The organism is Lysinibacillus sphaericus (genome assembly GCF_002982115.1).
GTDB classification, from domain to species: domain Bacteria; phylum Bacillota; class Bacilli; order Bacillales_A; family Planococcaceae; genus Lysinibacillus; species Lysinibacillus sphaericus.
The window spans coordinates 680844-702598 of the sequence record NZ_CP019980.1 but is presented as its reverse complement, the minus strand read 5'-3'; the positions used below and the strand labels follow the sequence as shown (position 1 = coordinate 702598).

At 37.7% G+C, this 21755-nt stretch carries 21 protein-coding genes; 4 read left to right on the top strand and 17 right to left on the bottom strand.

The features are described from left to right. Positions 1-40 precede the first annotated feature (40 nt). The 12 genes from LS41612_RS03425 to LS41612_RS03370 all read right to left on the bottom strand — a co-directional run bounded on the left by LS41612_RS03425 (position 41) and on the right by LS41612_RS03370 (position 10282). Complete coding sequence (locus LS41612_RS03425) at positions 41-973, bottom strand: SGNH/GDSL hydrolase family protein (RefSeq protein WP_024364517.1); 933 nt, start codon at positions 971-973, stop codon at positions 41-43. A gap of 32 nt (positions 974-1005) precedes the next feature. Then, entirely contained in the window at positions 1006-2235 is a 1230-nt protein-coding gene (locus tag LS41612_RS03420) for an aminopeptidase (RefSeq protein WP_024364516.1), read from the bottom strand. Between the two features lies 1 nt (position 2236). Continuing rightward, positions 2237-3385 carry a DEAD/DEAH box helicase gene (locus LS41612_RS03415; protein ID WP_024364515.1) on the bottom strand — a complete coding sequence of 383 codons (1149 nt, stop codon included), beginning with the start codon at positions 3383-3385 and terminating at the stop codon, positions 2237-2239. 148 nt (positions 3386-3533) lie between these two features. Further along, the gene (gene cuyB / locus LS41612_RS03410) at positions 3534-4235 is read right to left on the bottom strand and encodes a cysteate racemase (RefSeq protein ID WP_024364514.1); all 702 of its coding nucleotides are present in this window, start codon (positions 4233-4235) and stop codon (positions 3534-3536) included. Continuing rightward, on the bottom strand, positions 4232-5461 hold the full coding sequence (locus LS41612_RS03405) for a carboxylate--amine ligase (RefSeq protein ID WP_024364513.1): 1230 nt from the start codon (positions 5459-5461) through the stop codon (positions 4232-4234). Before LS41612_RS03405 ends, cuyB begins: the two co-directional genes overlap by 4 nt. Positions 5462-5548: 87 nt before the next feature. Continuing rightward, complete coding sequence (locus tag LS41612_RS03400) at positions 5549-6535, bottom strand: C39 family peptidase (protein WP_036205547.1); 987 nt, start codon at positions 6533-6535, stop codon at positions 5549-5551. A 155-nt stretch (positions 6536-6690) separates the two neighbouring features. Further along, positions 6691-8187 (bottom strand): class I adenylate-forming enzyme family protein, encoded by a 1497-nt coding sequence (locus LS41612_RS03395; protein ID WP_080653393.1) that lies wholly within the window; start codon positions 8185-8187, stop codon positions 6691-6693. A 457-nt stretch (positions 8188-8644) separates the two neighbouring features. After that, positions 8645-9217 carry a DUF305 domain-containing protein gene (locus tag LS41612_RS03390; RefSeq protein ID WP_024364510.1) on the bottom strand — a complete coding sequence of 191 codons (573 nt, stop codon included), beginning with the start codon at positions 9215-9217 and terminating at the stop codon, positions 8645-8647. A 93-nt stretch (positions 9218-9310) separates the two neighbouring features. Further along, the gene (locus tag LS41612_RS03385; protein WP_080653392.1) at positions 9311-9547 is read right to left on the bottom strand and encodes a cysteine-rich CWC family protein; all 237 of its coding nucleotides are present in this window, start codon (positions 9545-9547) and stop codon (positions 9311-9313) included. A 31-nt stretch (positions 9548-9578) separates the two neighbouring features. Further along, a complete protein-coding gene (locus tag LS41612_RS03380) occupies positions 9579-9779 on the bottom strand; it encodes a hypothetical protein (RefSeq protein ID WP_024364508.1) in 201 nt (66 codons plus the stop codon). A gap of 15 nt (positions 9780-9794) precedes the next feature. After that, positions 9795-10004: a YczO family protein gene (locus LS41612_RS03375; RefSeq protein ID WP_024364507.1), complete on the bottom strand. Its 210-nt coding sequence runs from the start codon at positions 10002-10004 to the stop codon at positions 9795-9797. 53 nt (positions 10005-10057) lie between these two features. Then, positions 10058-10282, bottom strand: a complete 225-nt coding sequence (locus tag LS41612_RS03370; protein WP_024364506.1) for a hypothetical protein — start codon at positions 10280-10282, stop codon at positions 10058-10060. Between the two features lie 165 nt (positions 10283-10447). On the opposite strand from LS41612_RS03370, the gene LS41612_RS03365 reads away from it, so the two are divergent. Beyond that, positions 10448-12121 carry a ribonuclease J gene (locus tag LS41612_RS03365; RefSeq protein ID WP_024364505.1) on the top strand — a complete coding sequence of 558 codons (1674 nt, stop codon included), beginning with the start codon at positions 10448-10450 and terminating at the stop codon, positions 12119-12121. 82 nt (positions 12122-12203) lie between these two features. On the opposite strand, the gene LS41612_RS03360 is transcribed toward LS41612_RS03365, so the two are convergent. Then, positions 12204-12839 carry a restriction endonuclease subunit S domain-containing protein gene (locus LS41612_RS03360; protein ID WP_051147782.1) on the bottom strand — a complete coding sequence of 212 codons (636 nt, stop codon included), beginning with the start codon at positions 12837-12839 and terminating at the stop codon, positions 12204-12206. A gap of 212 nt (positions 12840-13051) precedes the next feature. Between LS41612_RS03360 and LS41612_RS03355 the strand changes: the two genes are divergently transcribed. Continuing rightward, positions 13052-13441 carry a type II toxin-antitoxin system RelB family anti-toxin gene (locus tag LS41612_RS03355; RefSeq protein ID WP_024364503.1) on the top strand — a complete coding sequence of 130 codons (390 nt, stop codon included), beginning with the start codon at positions 13052-13054 and terminating at the stop codon, positions 13439-13441. 469 nt (positions 13442-13910) lie between these two features. Here the strand turns inward: LS41612_RS03355 and LS41612_RS03350 are convergent, their stop codons facing one another. Beyond that, complete coding sequence (locus tag LS41612_RS03350) at positions 13911-14795, bottom strand: radical SAM/SPASM domain-containing protein (RefSeq protein ID WP_024364502.1); 885 nt, start codon at positions 14793-14795, stop codon at positions 13911-13913. 252 nt (positions 14796-15047) lie between these two features. On the opposite strand from LS41612_RS03350, the gene LS41612_RS03345 reads away from it, so the two are divergent. Further along, a complete protein-coding gene (locus LS41612_RS03345; RefSeq protein WP_024364501.1) occupies positions 15048-15494 on the top strand; it encodes a hypothetical protein in 447 nt (148 codons plus the stop codon). A gap of 76 nt (positions 15495-15570) precedes the next feature. On the opposite strand, the gene LS41612_RS03340 is transcribed toward LS41612_RS03345, so the two are convergent. From LS41612_RS03340 to LS41612_RS03330, 3 genes are all read right to left on the bottom strand, one after another. After that, positions 15571-16971: a SpoVR family protein gene (locus tag LS41612_RS03340; protein ID WP_024364500.1), complete on the bottom strand. Its 1401-nt coding sequence runs from the start codon at positions 16969-16971 to the stop codon at positions 15571-15573. Between the two features lie 47 nt (positions 16972-17018). Next, positions 17019-18188 (bottom strand): sporulation protein YhbH, encoded by a 1170-nt coding sequence (yhbH, locus tag LS41612_RS03335; RefSeq protein WP_024364499.1) that lies wholly within the window; start codon positions 18186-18188, stop codon positions 17019-17021. Between the two features lie 158 nt (positions 18189-18346). After that, on the bottom strand, positions 18347-20242 hold the full coding sequence (locus tag LS41612_RS03330; protein WP_024364498.1) for an ATP-dependent protease PrkA: 1896 nt from the start codon (positions 20240-20242) through the stop codon (positions 18347-18349). A gap of 206 nt (positions 20243-20448) precedes the next feature. On the opposite strand from LS41612_RS03330, the gene LS41612_RS03325 reads away from it, so the two are divergent. Beyond that, on the top strand, positions 20449-21444 hold the full coding sequence (locus LS41612_RS03325; RefSeq protein ID WP_024364497.1) for a M23 family metallopeptidase: 996 nt from the start codon (positions 20449-20451) through the stop codon (positions 21442-21444). Positions 21445-21755 lie beyond the last annotated feature (311 nt).

The window sequence follows — 21755 nt, the reverse complement described above, 5'->3', positions numbered from 1 at the left end:
TTATGTACTTAGCATACTTTTGTTCTTGGTGTTTTTCCACTTAAATTCGTTGTGGCTGTATGGATTGATTGGCTTTGACCTTTTCTATAAAAGTAGCATAGCCAATAAAACCTTGAATGCTTCTGACGGTTGCGACTTTCTCTTGTTGTTCCACTACAGGTTTTTCGTTGGACTCTGCTTGTTTCTCCATTATTTCCTGAAATGTCATAGGGTTCGGCTTAGGCAACTCTGTAGTAGAAATAGCTAAGCCATCACTACCGCTATACGATTTTAAAAAGGCATTTGCCATTTGACGATATCCTTCAAAATTAGGATGGACATCTGCCATATTTGGCAAATAGTGAGTAGCTTGCAAGCCAAAAGCATCGTAGACATTAACATAAGTCATCCCTGCCTGCTCAGCTTGTTGTTCTAAAATCGTATTTAACTTTAAGAGCTGTGCATTCGTTCCCTCTTTTTGTGTTGCATGTACAGTGGGATAGGCAAAATAATAGCCCATGACATAGACTTTTGCATTGGGTGCACGTAATTTCAACTCAGCTAATAAATCCGCCATATTTTTTCGCGCACTATTTAACGCAAAATCTACTTGAAGCTGTGAAAATGTTAACGTACCAGCTGATGGGTTAACCTGCACAAGACGTAGTAAATCATTGGCACCTGCGGAAATAGTAATTAGCGTTGCATTGGCTAGTAGCGCGCTTGCTTCTTCAGACTTAACACGCTCTAAAACATCTGCCGTTGTGAAACCAGGAAAAGCGAGCTGCTTTGTATAGTGATTCAATTGCCCAATCATTCCTAATCGCATCGCAACCAAATCGCTATAACCTGCATCAATTTCCTGATACGGTGTTTGACCTGCCGCTAAGGAATCTCCAAGTGCTACATAATTTTCACCACGTGCAAAGGCAGATGAAACACCAAGTGTTAACGAAAGTACAGTTATACTTACTAGGCTTATTAGTCGTTTCATCTGCTCACCTCACAATAAATGTCGTTAATCTATTAAAAAGCCCAGCTACCTTTACGGAAAATTGGCTCCACAGTGCCATCTGGTAAAATACCGTCAATATCCATGTCGCCGCTACCAATCATAAAGTCCTCATGTGTTACTGAAATATTGGCACCTAATGCTTCAAGTTGACCATTTTCTAAATCTCTTCCACCTTCTAAACAAGTTGGATACGCTTCACCAATCGCTAAATGGTTGGATGCATTTTCATCAAATAATGTATTAAAATATAAGATCTCTGAAGCTGAAATTGGGGATTCATGTGGGACAAGTGCAACTTCTCCTAAATAACAAGATCCTTCATCGACAGCGATTAACTCTTGCAATAAATCATGCCCAACTTGCGCTTGTGCATCAATAATTTTTCCTTCTTCAAAGGTAAGCTTAAAGCCATCAATAATATTGCCTTGGTATACTAATGGCTTGGTATTGCTTACATACCCCTCGACACCTTGTTTCATTGGTAAGGTATACACTTCTTCCGTCGGCATATTAGCGATAAATACAGTACCTTCAGGTGTTCTGCTCCCACCCGTTAACCACTTATGCTGTGGTGCTAAAGCAATCGTTAAATCTGTGCCTGGTGCAGTATAATGTAGTTTTGCATATTTTTTATTATTTAATAATGCAGCTCGTGATTCTAAGTTTGCAACATGTGTACGCCAGTTTTCAACCGCATTGCCTTCACCAATATGCACCGTTTTAAAGATTGCTTCCCATAGCGCTGGTACTTGTTTTTCCACGTCTAAACTCGGGAATACTTTTCCTGCCCATTTGGCTGAAGGTACAGCTACAATCGACCAAGCGATTAAATCCTTCATCACGGCATTGCGATAGTTTTTCAATGCAGCACCTGATACTTTTTGGTGTGTGGCTAATCGCTCAGCTGAAATACCCGTTAATTTGTCTGGATCTGCGGCATCAATCCATAATAATGCCCCTTTGCGTTCGATTAACTCATCACGCATTTTAACAACCCATTCGGGGAAACGATTAAATTCTTCATCAGACGCATGCTCGAAATAAGCGCGATCCATTTCATCATCTGAAAAATTCACATGAACACGACCAGCACCAGCCTTGTATGCCTCTTTCACTACTAAACGCGCAAAGTCTATTGCTTCCACCGAAGTATTAACTAATAAGTATTGCCCAGGTTGAATATTAACACCAACCTTCACCGCAAGTTCGGCATATGCTTGTAATTTTTCTTCAAATGTCATATTATTTCCCTCGCTTTTGTCCAATTGTTTTTGAATTACCTTCTACTAGCTTGCCATCGTGCCATATTTTTTGCACAGGTTTGCCAGGAACTTCACGCGTCCACTTTTTATATGTTTTTTCATCGTTGTATGATAACAACGTAAGGACTTCACCATCTGCTCCCGCTCGACCAGTACGGCCTGAACGATGCAAATACTGTTCAATTGTACGTGGTACATCGACATGAATAACATGTGTTAAACCGGCAATATCTAAACCACGTGCAGCTATATCAGTGGCGATTAAAATACGCGCTTCACCTTTACGAAATGCATCTAATGCTTTTTTACGCTCTTCTTTTTTCATGTCAGAATGTAAAGTAACAATTGGCGCTGAACGATATTGTAACTTCGTTTCTTTCATTAATAATTGATCGATATTATTGACAAAAGCAAGCGCACGTAACCCTTCTGTATGCGCCATTCTACGTAATAAGTCCGTTTTATCACGTTCTTCTACTTTCACAAATGAATGGACAACTTTGCCAACCTTCACCATATCTTCAGGTTTAATTTTGAAACGTAAAGGTTCAAACATCATGCGGCTAGCGACTAATTCAATTTCCTCCGTAATTGTCGCAGAAACCACAACTACTTGGCGCCCGTAAGCCGCACCTTCGATAAATGATTTTACGACAACGCGATACTCGCGGCTCAATAGCTGATCGCATTCATCTAAAATAACTGTTTCAATTTCTTTTAACTTTAATTTCCCTGAACGCACTAATTCGTTTAGGCGACCTGGTGTACCAACTACGATTGTCGGTTTCTTCTTTAACTTCTCGATTTGTCTTGCAGAGTTTGCTCCACCAATTAGTTGTTGTACTGTAATATCAGTACCTGCAATCCATTCACGGATGACCTCGACAATTTGCATTGCTAATTCTTGAGACGGCGCAACAATCAGTCCTTGTGTTTGCTTTTTCGCCCCATTTACTTTATTTAGTAATGGCAACACATAGGCCAATGTCTTACCTGAGCCTGTCGGTGATTCTGCTACAATATCTTTGCCTTCAAGCATTGCTGGAATCATTTCTTCTTGAATTTTCATCGCTTCTTCAAAGTTCCATTTTGCTTGCAATTCTTCTTTTAATAAATTAATTACTGACATGTTAATTCCCACCTTATTATCCTGCTTGACACTAGTTTAACACACTAACTGTGCACAAGCATTTTCCTGCTAAATAGATTGTTCGCGCTATTTTTATGTAACACCTGTATGGAAAAGGCTCACCCTTTTTCAACAGGTGAGCCACATGTTAATCCACTAATTCATAACCACATGCTACAATAGCACATTCCGCTAAAACGATTAATGAATCTATATATTTATCACATAATTTTAAATCTCGGTTGATGATAGATAACTCTGTACATCCTAGCACGATACGATCACAATTTAAAGCCAACATTGCCTCTTCGATAGGCAGCCAATCTTCTTTTGTTACATCTTTGCCAGCTTTCACATAATCGTAAATGATTGACATCACTTTTTCTTTCATAGGATTATCTGGTATAACTGGTGTAATACCATATTCCTCTAAAGCGCTTTGATACATACCTGAAGTTAACGTACCGGTTGTCGCTAAAATACCAACGCGCTTTGCCCCTAAATCATGCGCACGTTTTGCCGTTTCACGAATCATATGCAACACAGGAACTGGAGAGCCTTGCGCTAATTCATCATAAAAGGTATGCGCCGTATTACACGGAATCGCAATTAAATTCGCTCCAACAGAAGCTAGTTTTTTTGCATCCTCAACTAATACTGGAACAGGGTTTTCCTTTGTATTATCCAAAATAAAGGCCGTGCGATCTGGAATATTTGTATCATTGTCAATAATAGTATGGACATGCTCCTGATCTTTTGTTGCCTTTGTACGTCTTACAATCATTTCGCCAATAAACATTGTTGCAAGTGGACCAACGCCACCAATTATACCTAGAGTTTGTTTTTTCATGAGTTAGACAGACCTTTGTTGTTAAAATATTTCTTATATTTGCGATAAAAGCTTAAGTTTTCAAGCGTTACATTTAACCAACGTTTCGCATTCATATCTTTATAATTAAAAATAGAATCCGTTGCTAAACCTTGGCGAATTAAACTCTTTGCTTCCATCACAAGCTTTTCATTTAATACGTATTTAAATAATATACCATTTGGCACAATCGTCCAGAGGTGCTTGTTCTGCACATATGTAAGCTGTTGTTTACTCCCTCGAATAAAATCATCCGCTACATACTGCATTAAATTATAGCCGCTTGCCGTCACATAATAATTCGATAGTTCATTATGTAATTCTATACTTAACAATTTGTACAACCCATCACGTTCATCAAATTTCATATCGAATGTAGCAAAGCCTTGAAATTTTAGCGCCTCTAGAAATGTTTTCACACACTCCATTAGTTCTTTGTCGTAAGTGGTCATAATGGCGACATAACGCCCAATACCATCCGGTGAATGCTCTTCTAAAATGGGGTTCCCTACAGATAGTAGCTTGACTTTGTGATCTTGTCCAACATAAGCATTCACAACACGCATATTAGCATCTTCGCCTGGAATATATTGCTGAACCATTAAGTCATCGCGATATGCTGACTCCTTATAGATTGCTTGGAAAATAGCATCTTTTTCTTCTTCATTTTGTGCAATATATACCTTTTTCTTACCAGGAAAAATACAACTTGCGTATTTCGTCATATTCATTGGCTTAATGACAACTGGATAATCAAGTGTCTTCAATTCCTCGTAATCATTTACCGTACATACATGCATATCAGGATAATGGAAACCATACTGTTCGCACAACTGATACATGCTTTCTCGTGTTAATAATTGATTGGCAAGCGGTGCATCGACATAGGGAATTACATAATCATCACATAGCTCCTCTTTATGCTGCACGATTTTCTTTACGTAAAACTCATCACAGGCTAAAAGCAATAACTTCTTTTCGGAAAATTCTTCTGCAATGGCTTGTAAAGCAACAACAAAGCGCTCTTCAATATGTAATCTTGGTACTTCACGAAAAGTTAATAAATCACTTTGGTGAATTTTTTCCATATTCGTATGATTTAATGCAAGTGGTTTAACGCCATAGGACTCGTAAAATGCTCGTGCCATGCCGTAAGCATTCATTTCATCGCCTAATAAAACTGGTAAAAAAGTGTGCTCAATGGCCATGCTACTCAACTCACTTTAGCTTTTTATTTATTAGTGTAACATACTTTTGTGCAATCCAAGCTGCGCTCTATAGCACTCCTCAAAACATTATTTATGAACCGCTACCGCTTGCATATTTAGCTCCTGATAGCTCTTAAAAAATTCATCTACATTGTATGAAACATTGCCCTGCAATGGATCCATTACGACAACTTGTTTATTTGAATAACCGGTTAATACGACAGCATGTAAATTTATGTACGCATCACGTTTCAACGTTTCTCCTTCATAAACCCATCCTTTATTGCCAGTTGTTTTAGGTGTCGATAAATCAAGCGTTACCCATACAACAACCGGTACCCCCTCCTCAACAAGCTCTAAAATATCACTTTGTGATGCACCACTCATATTCGTTACCCGCAAGTTGGATTGCTTATCTGCAATCGCCGCTTCTGCCGCTTTCACAATTGGTGCAGCAAAGACATACATACCATTGGCCTTATCACGCGGATTTCCTGCGTAGGCAACAGCTGGATTCGGCCCATATCGCTGGCCACCTGCTGTATAAATATTCTGTTTAGGCAAATAGGTATCAGCCATTTCAAGCTTGGTCACATCCATACCATAATAATTTAAAACAGCTGTTAGTGAGGTAATTTCACAACCTTGGGGAAGTTCTGGCTTTTGCATAATGACTGGAACTGCTAGCTCCTGTTCTGCTCTAGATGAATGTGCTGGCAATCGGTAATAGGGCTTGGTCACGTCATACGTGAATTTTTCGATTGTCGTATAGCCATCATTGTCACCTACGTTATTGAGCGTTGTTGCAGTAATCGTATATTCCCTACCTTCTACAAGGTTTGTAAAAGTAGCTTCTCCCTCATCAGAGCCCATCGCTTCTTCGATTTTCTTACCAGACTCCACATCTGTCAGTTTTATATATAAATTAGGAATCGGTGCACCACTATTAAATTCTACCGTCAAAACTGTTAATTCATTTTTAGGTCGACTCTGCTTTGTAAATTGATTACAACCAGAAAGTAGCATGATAATCATAATCCCTACGATTAAAAGACGTTTATAATCCCTCCACAAGACAAATTCCGCTCCTATCTTTCGAAGAATTAGTCAATCTTCTATACTATTTTTACTATTTGTCGTAGTCTCATTATACGCTAATTTAGTAGGTGTTCATATTTTATCCTGCTACTTTTCAATGATTAGACAAAACTAGTGCACTTACTGCTACTTTAAGTAGTTGCTATTTTAGGTCGTAGTGTATGTTTTAACACCTTTCCAGATGCATTGCGCGGAAGCTGCGCTAAAAATTCAATGTCAAAAGGTACTTTATATTTGGCAAGCTGTGTTTGACAATACGCTAAAATCGTAGCCTCCTCTAACACCTTTCCTTCCTTTAATACAACAAAGGCTTTTGGTACTTCACCGTATACTTCATGTGGTAAACCGACAACTGCTGCTTCTAAAATTTCTGGCAGTTGATATAAAACTTCTTCAATTTCAATTGGATAAATATTTTCCCCACCACGAATAATCATATCTTTTTTACGATCCACTATATATAAGTAACCTTCTTCATCGAACCTTCCTAAATCACCTGAATAGAGCCAGCCATCTCGAATTGTTCGAGCCGTTTCTTCCTCATTGCGTAAATACCCTTTCATCACCTGTGGTCCTCTCACGCAAATTTCACCAACCTCGCCTGCTGGTACAGTTTCTCCCAAACTATCAACTACACGAACTTCTGTCTGTGCTAACGGTTTGCCGACTGAACCGATTTTCGTCAATGCATCAGCGTCTAACAGTGATGTAGCAGCTGGTGAATTTTCAGTTTGTCCATATAAATTTTGCACGTTTACATTTGGTAATGCCTCTTTCACTTGCTTGACAAGTTCATAGGGCATCGGAGCCGCCCCATAACATAATAGACGTAAATCGTTAAAGCTATGATTCTTAAATGCAGGTGTATTTAATAGGATTGTATACATGGAAGGGACACCAAAGAATATTGTCGCCTGCGTTTTAGCAAGTTGCTCTAATGTATTTATAGGTGAAAAGCTTTCCTCTATCATTACGGTTCCACCTTTATAAAACATCGGCATCGCAAATACATGCAGTCCCGCACAATGAAACAATGGCGTACAAATAAACATCCTATCTTGAGCTGTCATCGTCATCGATGCTGACCAAATAGCCGCCGTCGATGCAATATTTTGATGCGTTAGCATGACACCTTTCGGCTTGCCTGTCGTACCGGACGTATACATAACAACTGCCGTATCATTCGCATGTAATGGGGTAATCGTTCTTTGTCCCTGACAGTTTTCGATAACCTCTTTCATTTCCTTTAAACCGATTATATGTTGAAATGAATAGCTAACATCTGCTATTACTTCGGCTATGCGCTCATCATAAATAAGCCCTTTTGCTTCAGAGTGTTTGACAATAAAGTCTACTTCCCGTGCTGCTAACTTCGTATTAATAGGCATTACAACAAAACCGGCTAACTGAATACCCATGTAAGCAATTAAAAATAAATCAGAATTAAGTGTATATAATGCAATGACATCGTCTTTTTCAAAGCCCTGTTGTTGCAAATACGCAGCAAATCTTTCTGTATGCTTATAAAACTCACTATACGTTACTTTTTGTTGTGCATAAATTGTCGCAATAGCATCTGGTTGCTGTGTAGCATAATGTTGTAAAATATCCGTCATAAACATCGTCATCATAAACCCCCTCATTATTTTTCGTTACTAATCTTGTCCATTCCCTTACAAGTAATAAAAGAAAATTACACTAACAAAATTCAGAAAATTTAGATTACATAAACTATTTTAACAAGCTGGTGACGTTGAAGCAATTTTCTACACATTCAAAATATGTAAGAGATGTCACAGAATATTCTTCGACGTATGATTTTTTCGTTTGTTTAGAACTAGGTAGAAACAACAAGTGCTTTCATTGCTTTGCGAAAAACGTCTACTGAAATTAAATCAAAAAGGAATCTATTTGCCGTTGACTAGTAATGGAAGTTTTCACTAGTGGAATAGCGGTTATAACTAAAGCTATTGATTATATAAAAACCAATTGCCAATACTGCGGAACATTTCTTCTCTCGTTTATTTTAGAAATTTATAATATTTTAAAACGCTAAAATTGCGAACAATTTTAGCGTTTTAATTTTTAACAATCTTGTAGCCCATCAAGTAATTTTTGCATTTCATCAATTTGACAACATAGTGTTTGAATCATACATTGAAGTATTGGTATTAACTCTTGGCATATGCAGAATCTTAAAACATTTTGGGCGAGTCGTACACCTGCTTGATGGTGAACAATCATATCTTGTAGATAATTTACATTGATGCTATTAGAAGTTGGTGGTGAGCATAATGCTTGGAACATTGTTTCAGCAATATCTTTAAATGTACACATATATTCATATAATTCATATTCTGAATTTTGGACGATACAGCATCTGTTTTGTATTGCTTCTAAACTATCTACTATTTCAGTATGCGTTTTGATCACTTCTAATGCGAAATTTTGAACGGGGATATTCGTTGTATATTGCAAAACATTTTCGGACATTTTAATAGCGGCTACTTGATATGGAATAATTTGTTTGATGAAGTTTTCGGATATGCTACATGTTATCGTGACATACGTCATCCCTTGCATCATCTTGTTGATTATTCTTTTGTTTTCCTCTAAATATGCCTGTGTTACATTACTAAGTGGAATTGGTTTGGTCATTAGACACACTCCTTTCAGAGTAATGTATGCCAAATAGGTTGTTGTGTGATAGACATTTGTACCACCAAAATCGGTAATAATGCCAAGGATTATCTATATCTCTTTATATGTATGTAAACAATTTTGACAAATGCACTTTTTAGGTTCCTCAGAGATTGCCTTTATGATACCTTCTGGGAATTTTTCCGTCATACACCAGCATGTCTTTTGACCTTCTACTACTCCACAATGATTTTCTTTCCCACATATTGGGCAACGCTGTTCTTCATATTGCACTTCAACACACTCCTTTCCATTCCATTGTACTGTACAAGAAAAGGAGTGCGACATACATTTTTTGTTCGCACTCCCTTTATTATCATTACTTACGCATAGATTGATTTATTTCCGCCTTTACTTCTTCACTGTTTGTATCACTATATATGGCAGTACCAAACCCACCGTTTTTAGCTAATCTCTCTTTTACTTCGTTATAAGATAAACCCGCTTGAGCATTTTTACGTTTTACATCACTAATATTTGTACCGGACACCGTAAGCTGTTCTTCATTTATATTATGCAAGTAAACCCATCCTTCCTATAATTCATCAGGCTGCATTTCAATCAGTTCGTCTCCCTCTCTCTTTACTCTTTTATTGAGTTCTTCAATTGGGATAATATCAACCGTTTGCATATCTTCATGCAAGTCAAAAATGCTAATTGTATCCGAATCAACCATATCTGGCTTGTCCTTACTTGATAAATTCATAAATATTCTCTTCTCATGTGGCACATTTTCTTTGTCCATGTTTTCTCACTCCTTTTCCATTAATGTGTGTAAACATGCAAAGATTATGTGTTCTACATTTTGACTGTTTTATCTACACGATGATATTCGGAAATTTGAACGACCCGAACATCCCTTGTATGCAATTCATGATAAATCCCTCTGCTATCCGTAAAGGTAATATATTGATCGCGCTCACTTTCCACCAATTGTTGCGCTTTTTCCTGTGACTCTATATGGATAAATCGTCTTACATAATGCAGCTCATCAAAGAAATAGGTTATTTTAAATTCTTTCATTATAAACAACTCCTTCATTCATGCACTTATCATATCCAATCTCGAATGCGTCATCCTCTGTCTGTCAGCTTTTACTGACGAGTTTGAATACCTACAAAAGTATAAGATTGGAGACTTAAGCAATACTAAAAATTATCGTAATACGTTTATATGGAGGTAATCACATTGACTGTAACAAAAAATGCATTATCTATTTTTGCTCTTGGTGGCATCAACGAAATCGGTAAAAACATGTATGTTATACAATACGCTGACGATTTGTTAATTGTCGATTGCGGTGCGAAGTTTCCGGATGAAAGCCTACTTGGTATTGATTTAATCATTCCAGATATCACTTATTTACAGGAGCATAAAGAAAAAATAAAAGGATTGATTGTTACTCATGGACACGAAGATCATATAGGTGGCATTCCATACCTCTTAAAGAAAATAAATGTTCCTATTTATGGTACTCGCTTTACATTAGGCTTAATCGAACTAAAACTAAAAGAACATAAACTTTTAAGAGAGACAGAATTAATTGAGATTGGTTCTGATTCAGCTTTACATTTCGGTCAGATTGACGTTAGTTTTTTCAGAACAAATCATAGTATACCTGACTGTCTAGGAATCGTTTTTCAAACACCCGAAGGAAATGTTGTACACACGGGTGATTTCAAGTTTGATTTAACACCTGTAAATAATCAATTTGCAGATATTCATAAGATGGCTGAGGTTGGTACGCAAGGTGTATTACTATTGATTTCTGAAAGTACCAATGCTGAAAGACCGGGCTTAACACCATCAGAAAAACTGGTAGGTCATCATATTGAAGAAGCCTTTCTACATGCTGAACGCAAAGTTATTATTTCTACCTTTGCCTCCAATGTGAATCGTATTCAACAAATTGTAGATGCCACAATTGTAACGAATCGTAAACTAGCACTATTAGGTCGCAGCATGGTAAATGTTGTAGATGTCGCTTTAGAGCGTGGATATTTAACAATCCCGGAAGATTTGTTAATAGATGCCCGTGAAGTAAAGTACCTCCCACCAGAAGACGTCGTTGTTTTATGTACAGGTAGTCAAGGGGAACCATTAGCAGCTCTTGCCCGTTTAGCTAGTGGCAACCATCGAGAAGTAAAGATTTTACCAGAGGATACTGTTATTTTAGCCGCCTCTCCCATACCAGGAAATGAAAAAGGTGTTTCTCGAATTGTCGATAATTTATTTCAGCTTGGGGCTAAAGTGATTTATGGTTCATCCAGTAACACTGGCATGCATGTTTCTGGACATGGTTATCAAGAAGATTTAAAACTAATGCTGACATTAATGAAACCGAAGTTTTTTATTCCGATTCATGGTGAATTTCGCATGTTACACCAACACCGTTTGCTAGCAGAATCTGTTGGTGTCAAAAGAGGGCATACCTTTATTATCAAAAACGGAGACGTTGTCGATATTGAAAATGCTAAAGCGAGGCAAACGCGAAAAATTCCATCTGGCGATACGTATGTAGATGGCATTGGTATTGGAGAAGTTGAAGGAATTGTATTACGTGACCGTAAACAACTATCAGAGGATGGGATGCTCGTTATCGTATTAACGCTTAGTAAAGCAGATGGGTCGATTATTTTAGAACCTGATACCATTTCACGGGGATTTGTTTATGCGAAAGAATCAGAGGATCTTCTCCTCAAAGTAAATGTCCTCGTAAAAGCAACCATTAGTGAATTACAAGAGGAAAGCAAGCAGCAACTGTTTGTTTTAAAACGAGAAATTAAAAAGGCTGTCGGCCAATATCTTTTTTCACAAACGAAACGTAAACCAATGATTTTGCCTATTATTATTGAAATTTAACTATTTAAAAGTCGGTGTAAGCTTCACTCCTTTAATGATTACACCGACTTTGTATTTTATTTGCCAATCAGGATTTATTGTTTCACCGAAATAGCTCTCCAGTAAAAATTTTATGCAGTGTGAAATTATAATACATTTGAAGTTGGTCAAAGCCGTAATTTAACTGTCTAGTATGTTGTTCTGTTTGCTGCGCAATATTACGTATATGCAGTGGTAACTCCTCTACAGCAGTTAGTAAGGATTTTTTATTTTTCAATAGTTGTTGACTTGTTTTTAATAGTTTGACAATGTTCGTTTGCATGTCAAGTGAAGGTATATCTATTAGAATATGATGCAACTGTCTCCAGTCTGTATTTGGTTGATACCAACTAAAAAAATAGTATAAATAATCGCTTAAAATAATGGACTCATTTGGAATAATCGCGACAACGTCATGTGCTATATACGCAACACTTTCACATTGAAATATATGCTTGTTAGCACCATCTAGGCTATTTTTTTCAAATACAATTGTTTTTGCGGGAACCTTCGCCCATTTCCATTGATTTATCGCACTATCCAATTGAGAGAATCGACGAATATCTTCGCCAAGAGACAACCATTTTAAATTTTCTGCGGTAATAAGTGGTTGATCTACTTTTGAGAAATTTGGAATATGAGGTGTTGTTAAACTAGCAACAATAAGAGCAATTTCATCTAGTCTATAACGCTTCAACACGTTTAGATCCTCCATTCTTCACAATATGCCATCCTCACATAAATAATTGTTAAATCCTGATTTCAGTGAATCAAATGGTAGATATTTTCTCACTTAGCATTCATATAGTGATTATTGTACCATTTTAATGTAATATTATCTACATTGTATAACTTTAATGGTATATGCATTCTCATTGTTTTTCACTAGCTTTTTACATAGAGGTGAATGATATGTCAGACTTTTTAAAGCTAGTAGGTGAACAACTCCGTATCATTAGAGTTTCCAAAGGGCTTAGTCAAGAAGAAGTTGCAGAGAGAACGGGGAAGTTAGGTTTTAGTAAAGGTCGCATTTCAAATATTGAGCATGGACAATCTAATATTACGTTAAGTACATTGGAAATGCTTATGAAGGCGTTAGATATTGCACCTGAAGAACTCTTTAATTTCCAACGATTATCGGGTGTTACTGATATTGAAGAGAAAAATCTTATGCTCGACATTCATCGCTCATTATTAAGAGAGCGCAATTTAGACGAAGTAAAATATGTAGTACGCATCACAAGAGATTTTCTAAATACCATCGATGCGCAAACAAAGAAAAACAGCTCTAATGTTGAATAACATTAGAGCTGTTTGACTGTAAACGCGGGTTGCCAAGATTTAAAGTGTTGATTGATTTCCGCTACGGGTTGCTCGCTTTTTTGCGGGCGTGGCTTAAGCCTCCTCCTCCGCTTCGCTACGTGCGGGGTCTTAAGTCTCACGCTTATCCCGCAGGAGTCGAGCAACCCTTCACTACAATCGCAAAGTTTGCATCTGGGTGCATATGTGGGTGCCAGTCACTCACACAATTTTACTAAGTAAAAATCCACGTAGACTCCTGCGGGAACGCACACAACGTAAGACGCTGGCATTCCGCGCGTTAGCGAGGGTTGCTGCTTACGTCGTGCCCGCGGAAAGCGAAGTGGATTGGAGTGGAAGGCGCGACACTCCAGCATGAACAGCACGAGCAGCAAAAATTAGCTGAAGCCGTGCCCGCGGAAAACTACCGTCAGTAGCGGACAGCAACGGTCACAGTACTCTAATCCCTCCCCTATTCTCCTTCCATCCCAAACTTCTGTCGATAGCCACATTTTCTACATAGCTCTTCGACCGCTTCTCGTCTTGAAAAGCCTTCTACTATATTATTGGCACGCTCACCTTCTACAATTTCACTAAAGGATTGCTCATGAACATTGCCTAAGTTAATAACACCTTCTCCATCAAGACAGCAAGGTACAACAGTGCCATCTACAAGAATAGCTGCTTGGCTGCGTAACGCATGGCAAAAGCCTTTTCCTTCATCCTCTGGAGCAAGTAGACTTGGCCATCTAAATTCATGGTCTTGATTTAAATAAATATTATTCGCAATTTTTACACCCTTACCAGGCTGTACTTTTTCTTCGATTCGAAAATCAAGATTATATTCATTTTCTATAATTTCAAGCGTCTCACGGTTTCTTCTTGCGGCCAAATCTGTAACATGATCCTGTTGTAAATTCCACAAACGATACGAAATAATCGTATTAAATTTGCTTGCTTCACGCACAAATTCTAAAATATCCCCTAAATATTTTTCACGATTTTCAGAACCCTCATGCCCATCAAAGCTGTGTAATGAAAAATTGATTTGGCGTAATGCAGGCTTACCTAATAGCTTTTCGCGATTTTTTTTAATCAGCGTACCATTCGTTGTAATATTGACCTTAAAGCCCTTGTCATGAGCCGCATCCAAAAGCTGATGAATACGTGGATGTAAAAGTGGTTCACCCTTTACATGCAAGTAAATGTATTTCGTATGTGGGCGTATTTCATCCAATATTTTATTAAATTGTTCAACTTTAATAAGTCCCTTAGCACGCTCAGTTGGCGGGCAGAAACTACAAGCTAAATTACAAACACTTGTTATTTCTATATAAACCTTTTTAAATGTTTTCAACGTTTATTCACCGTTCCAGTTCCATAGATATTCATATAATCTTATTCATTTTAACAAATTTTCGTGATAGCGAGCAGAAATTCATGTTGGATACCCTAAATGTAATGTTTCTATCATGACTTTTTACTACTTTCACACATGGCAACAAATAATTTTCTTCATATTCTCTGTCAATATAAGGCTACACGTACAAGTAAACTTTTAATAATTTAATACTTTAATAATAATACTTAAAAGAAAGGAGTGGAAACTATGACAGGTTTTTATAATTCTCCAAAACATTCGAATCACTCGGAGGAACCTGAAAGAGAAAGTTCTAATAAACAAGCGAAAAATAACATCACAATAAATATTACATTTAATATTGGCAATACCGAAAACCACTTTGAACAAAGGGCTGAAGGTGGCGGTCAAATTAATAAAGATGTTGGAACAAATGCCAACCAAGGTGGGCAAAACGCGCTAAATCACAGTCAAACAAGAAATCTTAATTCTCAATTTGCGGATGGTAATGGCAGAAGTGGAATTGCTGGAGATGATAATGATGAGGCTGGTGGACAACAAGGTATCAAGGTACGGGATAGTTTAGTTATCGATAGTGATATCCATTCGCACGCTAGTCAGTCTCAAGATGTTGAAGAAGGACTACTAGATACAGTACCTGAAGAAGAACCCTCTAACAGCGACCACAATGAATAAAAATTCAAATTCATTGCCTAAAAAAGTAAAACTTCTATCTGTAGGTTGTTTCATCCTACCTGATAGAAGCTTTGCTTTAAACAGAACGCTTATAATTTTTTGTACCATCATACGAATAAAGCATTGGCTTTCCATCAACAAACGTCTCTAAATGCACAGGACGCCCCCACAATTGATAAATATACGGCAAGACATTTTCTAAATAATGTGGATCTAGTTCCATTCCTTCATAACCATGAACCAAATATAATTCACCATTTCGTAGGTAATCGCCATTTTTCACAACGATATATGGGAATCCTCCATTGACGCGCATCGATACAAGCTGGTCCCGCACCATTTCATGATCTTTATCTGTTATACGATATTCATTGCCCTTTTTTTGAAACAAATACAAATCCTCTTGCTTGGCTAAATCCTTTGTTAAATAGTTGCGAATAAAGGAAATATCCGATTCAATTTCTCGCACCTCAAACATCTTTTCACGCCCCGTGTTCGGTAGAACGCCTAATCTGCGCATCTCTTCACTTGGGTTATTATAGCGTTTTTCAATATCCTCAAATATTTTCAAACCTAAATAATAAGGATTAATCGATGTTTTTGATGGTTGCACAACACCTGCGTTTAATTTGGCATATTCAATTGTCTCCACTGTTGTTAAATTCAGTTCACGCATAATGCGTTGATGCCAATAAGAAGCCCATCCTTCGTTCATTATTTTGGTTTCTAATTGCGGCCAAAAATATAGCATTTCCTCACGCATCATCGTTAAAATATCTCGCTGCCAGTCCTCAAGCTCCCGACTATGCTCCTCAATAAACAGTAATAAATCTTTTTCCGGTTTTAATGGAAACTGTTTAATTTTTCTACGTACAGGTCTCTGCTCTTTTTCTTTCGTATCTAAATTCCAAAGATCATCGTACGGTGATTTGGAAGTAATCACGTCTTCTTCATCTTGTTCCTCATCTTCGGATGACAGCTTTGGCCTTAATAAGGAAGGGTCGATATGTTCTTGAATGGCTAAAATTGCATCTAAAAACTGTTCCACCTCTTCTTTGCCATATTCTCTTTCATAACTGGCAATACGTTCTGCTGTCGCTGTCATACTCTCAACCATATCGCGTCTTGTATTTGAAAATCGCACATTGTTTTTAAAGAAGTCACAGTGTGCTAATACATGCGCAATAATTAGCTTATTTTGTGTAAGTGAATTCGTATCAAGTAAAAATGCATAGCACGGATTGGAGTTAATAACGAGCTCATAAATTTGACTTAATCCCAAATCATATTGCAGCTTCATCTTATGAAATTGCTTTCCAAAGCTCCAGTGGGAAAAACGAGTAGGCATACCATATGCGCCAAATGTATAAATAATATCTGCAGGACATATTTCATAACGCATCGGGAAAAAATCTAAACCAAATCCTGTTGCAATCTCTGTTATTTCATCAATCGCACGGTGAAGCTCCTTCTCCATTTTTCAGCCTCCTCCTTTCGGAAATGAATGGCTTAACACCTTCCAATTTAATTTTCATTTTGCATTTCAGTTTTTTGGAAAAAGCTTTTTAAGGCATCGTAGACATCGCCTTTTTTCTTTAAAATATGATACCTAAATTTTGGATCATCAATTTTTTTATACGTATACATTAGCGTCGAGAAACGATTATGCTGATTTACTTCTCCATAGCCAAACATACTCGATACTTCCATCAATTCACTCACTAGTTTTAAACATTTCTCATTGTCCATCGAAATGTTCTCGCCATCCGAAAAATGAACTGGGTAAATATTGTAACGACTTGGGTTATATTTATCGCGTATTAACTCTAACGCTTTTATATACGCAGATGAACAAATCGTTCCGCCACTTTCTCCCTTTGTGAAAAACTCTTCTTCTGTCACCACTTTTGCCTCTGTATGATGTGCAATAAATTCAATTTCCACTGTCTCATATTTCGAACGTAAAAATCTCGTCATCCAAAAGAAAAAGCTTCTTGCACAATATTTTTCAAAAGTGCCCATGGAACCACTTGTATCCATCATTGCAAGTACGACTGCCTTCGATTCAGGCCTCTCCACTTCATCCCATGTTTTAAAGCGTAAATCATCGTTATGAATGGGCGTAATTTGAGCATTCCCTTCCATGGCATTGCGTTTGATCGCATTTAAAATGGTACGCTTCTTATCAACATTGCCCATAAGCCCTTTTTTCCTTATATCATTGAATTCGATTTTTTCGGTTTTAATATCTGCTTTTTCTTTTTGCTGTAAATTAGGGAGTTCTAGCTCTTTAAACAACACATTTTGAACTTCTTCCATGCTGACTTCTGCTTCATAATAATCTTGACCAGGCTTGTCACCAGCTTCTTTTCCATTGCCATTGCCTTGATTGCTCTTGCTACCGTCGCGTGCGACAACATCCCCCACGCTACTATCACCTTGTCCTTGACCGACATGCTTTGAATTATCATAGTTATATCGAATTTTATATTCATCGAGGGAGCGTATAGGTATTTTGATAACCTCTCGGCCATTTGACATAACAATACTTTCCTCACTTACTAAATCGGGTAAATTGTTTTTTATCGCATCTTTAACTTTTTCCATATGACGTTGTTGGTCTTGGTGCCCTTTACGATGGAGGGACCAATTTTCCTGAGAGATGACAAATCGCTTATTTTCGTTTTCAGTCATTTTTATCCTCACCCATCTATCAAATTCGCTTTTTCTATCCTATGCTAGCAGTCAGCTTTCTTGAACTTTTTTAGAGAAATAAAAGGAGTGCCCTAAAAAATGGGACACTCCTATTCCGACGATTCATTACGCCCCTGCATAATTGTCACTGGCATTGGTTAACGGTTTAACAAACTACCTACATATTGTAATAATTCATTCGCCGATGTTGTGTTATAGCCATGCTCATCAACAAGCCTTGCTACAACTTCATTGATTTTCTTCAGTTGTGACTCATCAGGCATTTTGGAAGACGTTGTAATTTTTACGATGTCTTTCAAATCAGCAAACAGTTTCTTTTGGATTGCTTCTCGTAATCTCTCATGAGAATTATAGTCAAAACGCTTGCCATTTCTTGCGTAAGCTGAAATGCGAATTAATATTTCCTCACGGAACGCTTTTTTCGCATTTTCAGAAATGCCAATTTGCTCTTCTATGGAACGCATTAGTTTTTCATCTGGATTCATTTCTTCGCCAGTTAAGCGATCAAATATTTTATTTTTATTACAAAATGCCTCTACATTATCGAGATAATTATTCATTAATGTTTTGGCAGATTCTTCGTACGAGTAGACAAACGCTTTTTGCACTTCATTTTTCGCAATTTCATCGTACTCTCTTCTTGCAACAGCAATATAGTTCATATATTTTTCTCGATCTTCTTGAGATATAGAAGCATGCTGATCAAGACCATCTTTCAGTGCTCGCAACACATCCAATGCATTAATAGATGGTATTTCTTTGCGAATGATTGCTGATGAAATACGGTTAATAATATACCGTGGATCAATACCGTTCATGCCTTCGTTAGGAAACTCTTTTTTCAGTTCCTCTAAGTCAACGGAATTAAATCCCTCCACATTTTCTCCGTCGTACAAGCGCATTTTTTTAATAAGATCCACACCTTGTTTTTTCGGAACTTCTAGCCTTGTTAGGACCGAAAAGATTGCTGCGGCCTTCAATGCATGTGGTGCAATATGAACATGAGCCATATCACTTTCATTAATCATTTTTTCATAAATGTGTTCTTCCTCGCTCACTTTTAGGTTATATGGAATTGGCATAACAATAATACGGGAATGTAACGCTTCGTTCTTTTTGTTCGAAATAAAGGAACGATATTCCGTTTCATTTGTATGGGCAACAATTAATTCATCGGCACTTATTAAAGCGAATCTTCCTGCCTTAAAATTCCCTTCCTGCGTCAGTGACAACAGATTCCATAAAAACTTTTCGTCTAATTTCAACATTTCTTGGAATTCCATCATTCCTCGGTTCGCCTTATTTAACTCTCCATCAAAGCGATAAGCACGAGGGTCCGACTCTGAGCCAAATACGCCAATAGTCGAGAAATCAATGCTCCCCGTTAAATCTGCAATATCTTGAGATTTTGGGTCAGAAGGTGTGAAGGTTCCTATGCCCACACGTTTGTCTTCAGAAAAAGTGATACGCTCAATAATGACATTTTCAATACGTCCTTCGTATTCTTTTTCAAGACGCATCGTATTTAAAGGCGATAAGCTGCCCTCAATTCGTATTCCATACTCTTCAAAAAAGTCATTACGTAAATGATGTGGAATTAAATGCAGAGGGTCCTCATGCATTGGACATCCCTTAATTGCATAAACTGCTCCCTCTTCCGTGCGCGAGAATTGTTCAAGTCCTCGCTTTAACAATGTTACGATTGTTGACTTTCCTCCACTTACAGGCCCCATCAATAATAAAATCCGTTTTCTAACATCTAATCTTCTTGCTGCTGGATGGAAATATTCCTCCACCAGTCTTTCAATTGCTGATTCAAGCCCAAAAATTTCTTTTCCGAAAAATTGATACATCTTTTGCCCATCGCGTTCCTCTACACCTGCGCTTTTAATCATATTGTAGACGCGAGAATGGGCTGTTTGAGCAACTTCAGGTCTTTCCTTAATGATGCGTAAATAATCTGCAAATGTACCTTCCCACTTCAGTCGATTTTCTTCTTCGCGATAGCTCTTCACTTTATCTAAAATGTTGATAGCCTTCCCTCCATTCTTTCAGGGCTTGATTTATAACATAGTATGAAGTTAGATACATTATGATACCCATTACTTTTTCATTGAATTAGTTTCTTCTTATTGTTCAAGTTTTTTTCTCGCTACATAAAAGGGATTTACTGCATTTAAAGTGGACTTATGAAATATAAAATTTCGGTTATTCTAATCTGTAGAAAGGAGGTCCAATTTTGAATCGTTATTTAATTTTCCTTCTGACATGTATGCTGCTGTGGAGTTATTTTCCCCCAACGGTTACACTGGCAAATGAAGGACCGAGTAATGAAGAAATTTTACAGCAACGTATGTCCTATTACGTACAATTCGATGAATTACTAATTCCATGGCACTTTTTAGCGGCTATCGATCAATATGAGCGCAATCTTCAATCCGTTCGTAAAGATATCCCGAAACGAGATGGCTTCATCGCCATTCAATTTTCTGATGAATATTGGTCAGGTGCATTAAATCCTGTCAAGGAAGATACGATACCTGAAACAATCAGTTATTTTGGTGGAATGGGACTGGATGGCAACGGGGATGGTATTGCAAGCCCTTCAGATGATGTAGATGTGATCTTCTCCATGGCTAGTTATATAAGTCAATTTGGTTCTACAGATGAAGACTTTAAACTTGCTTTATGGGAATACTACAGAAGTGAAGAAGCCGTTAATCAAATCGTCACGATTTCCACTTTGTATAGACATTTTAAAACGACTGAGCTGGATGCCCATACATTCCCGATTCCAACACGCTCTGATTACAGCTATAGAGGTACTTGGGGTGATAATAGAGGTTGGGGAGGCAGACGAATCCACGAGGGAACTGACATTTTTGCTGGCTACGGGACACCTGTACTGTCCACTTCCTATGGTGTAGTCGAAGTCAAAGGCTGGAATCAATTCGGAGGTTGGCGAATTGGCATTCGCGATAACCATAATTCTTATCACTATTATGCCCATCTTGGGAGCTATCATAAGGACATAAAGGTTGGAGATGTTGTAGAACCAGGGCAAGTACTCGGTTATGTAGGCAGCTCGGGTTATGGAAAAGAAGGCACATCTGGAAAATTCCCTCCACATCTTCATTACGGCATTTACAAATTTAATGGTCGAACAGAATGGGCATTTGATCCATATCCATCTTTATTGCAATGGGAACGTCAAGCAAAAAAAGATAAGCAGTAAAGAACTAGGCAACTGCTCCATTCACAGCGAAATTAGATGGATACCTCTTAAGTCAAGGCAAGAGGCTGGGACAATAGCTATTCTTGCTTTTACAATAAATTAAATTCACTAGTTGTTGGTAGCGGAGGCGGTGAATCCTGCTCAGAACAGCACACAATGTAAGACGCGGGTTGCGGCTTACGGTGCTGAGCGGAAAGCACCGCCGTAGCGGGCAACAACGGCATAGCAAAAAAGTGTTAGATTGATTCGGTTCATCTAACACTTTTTCTCTTTTATCCCAGCCTCTTGCAGTTTTTTGATATCCTCTATAG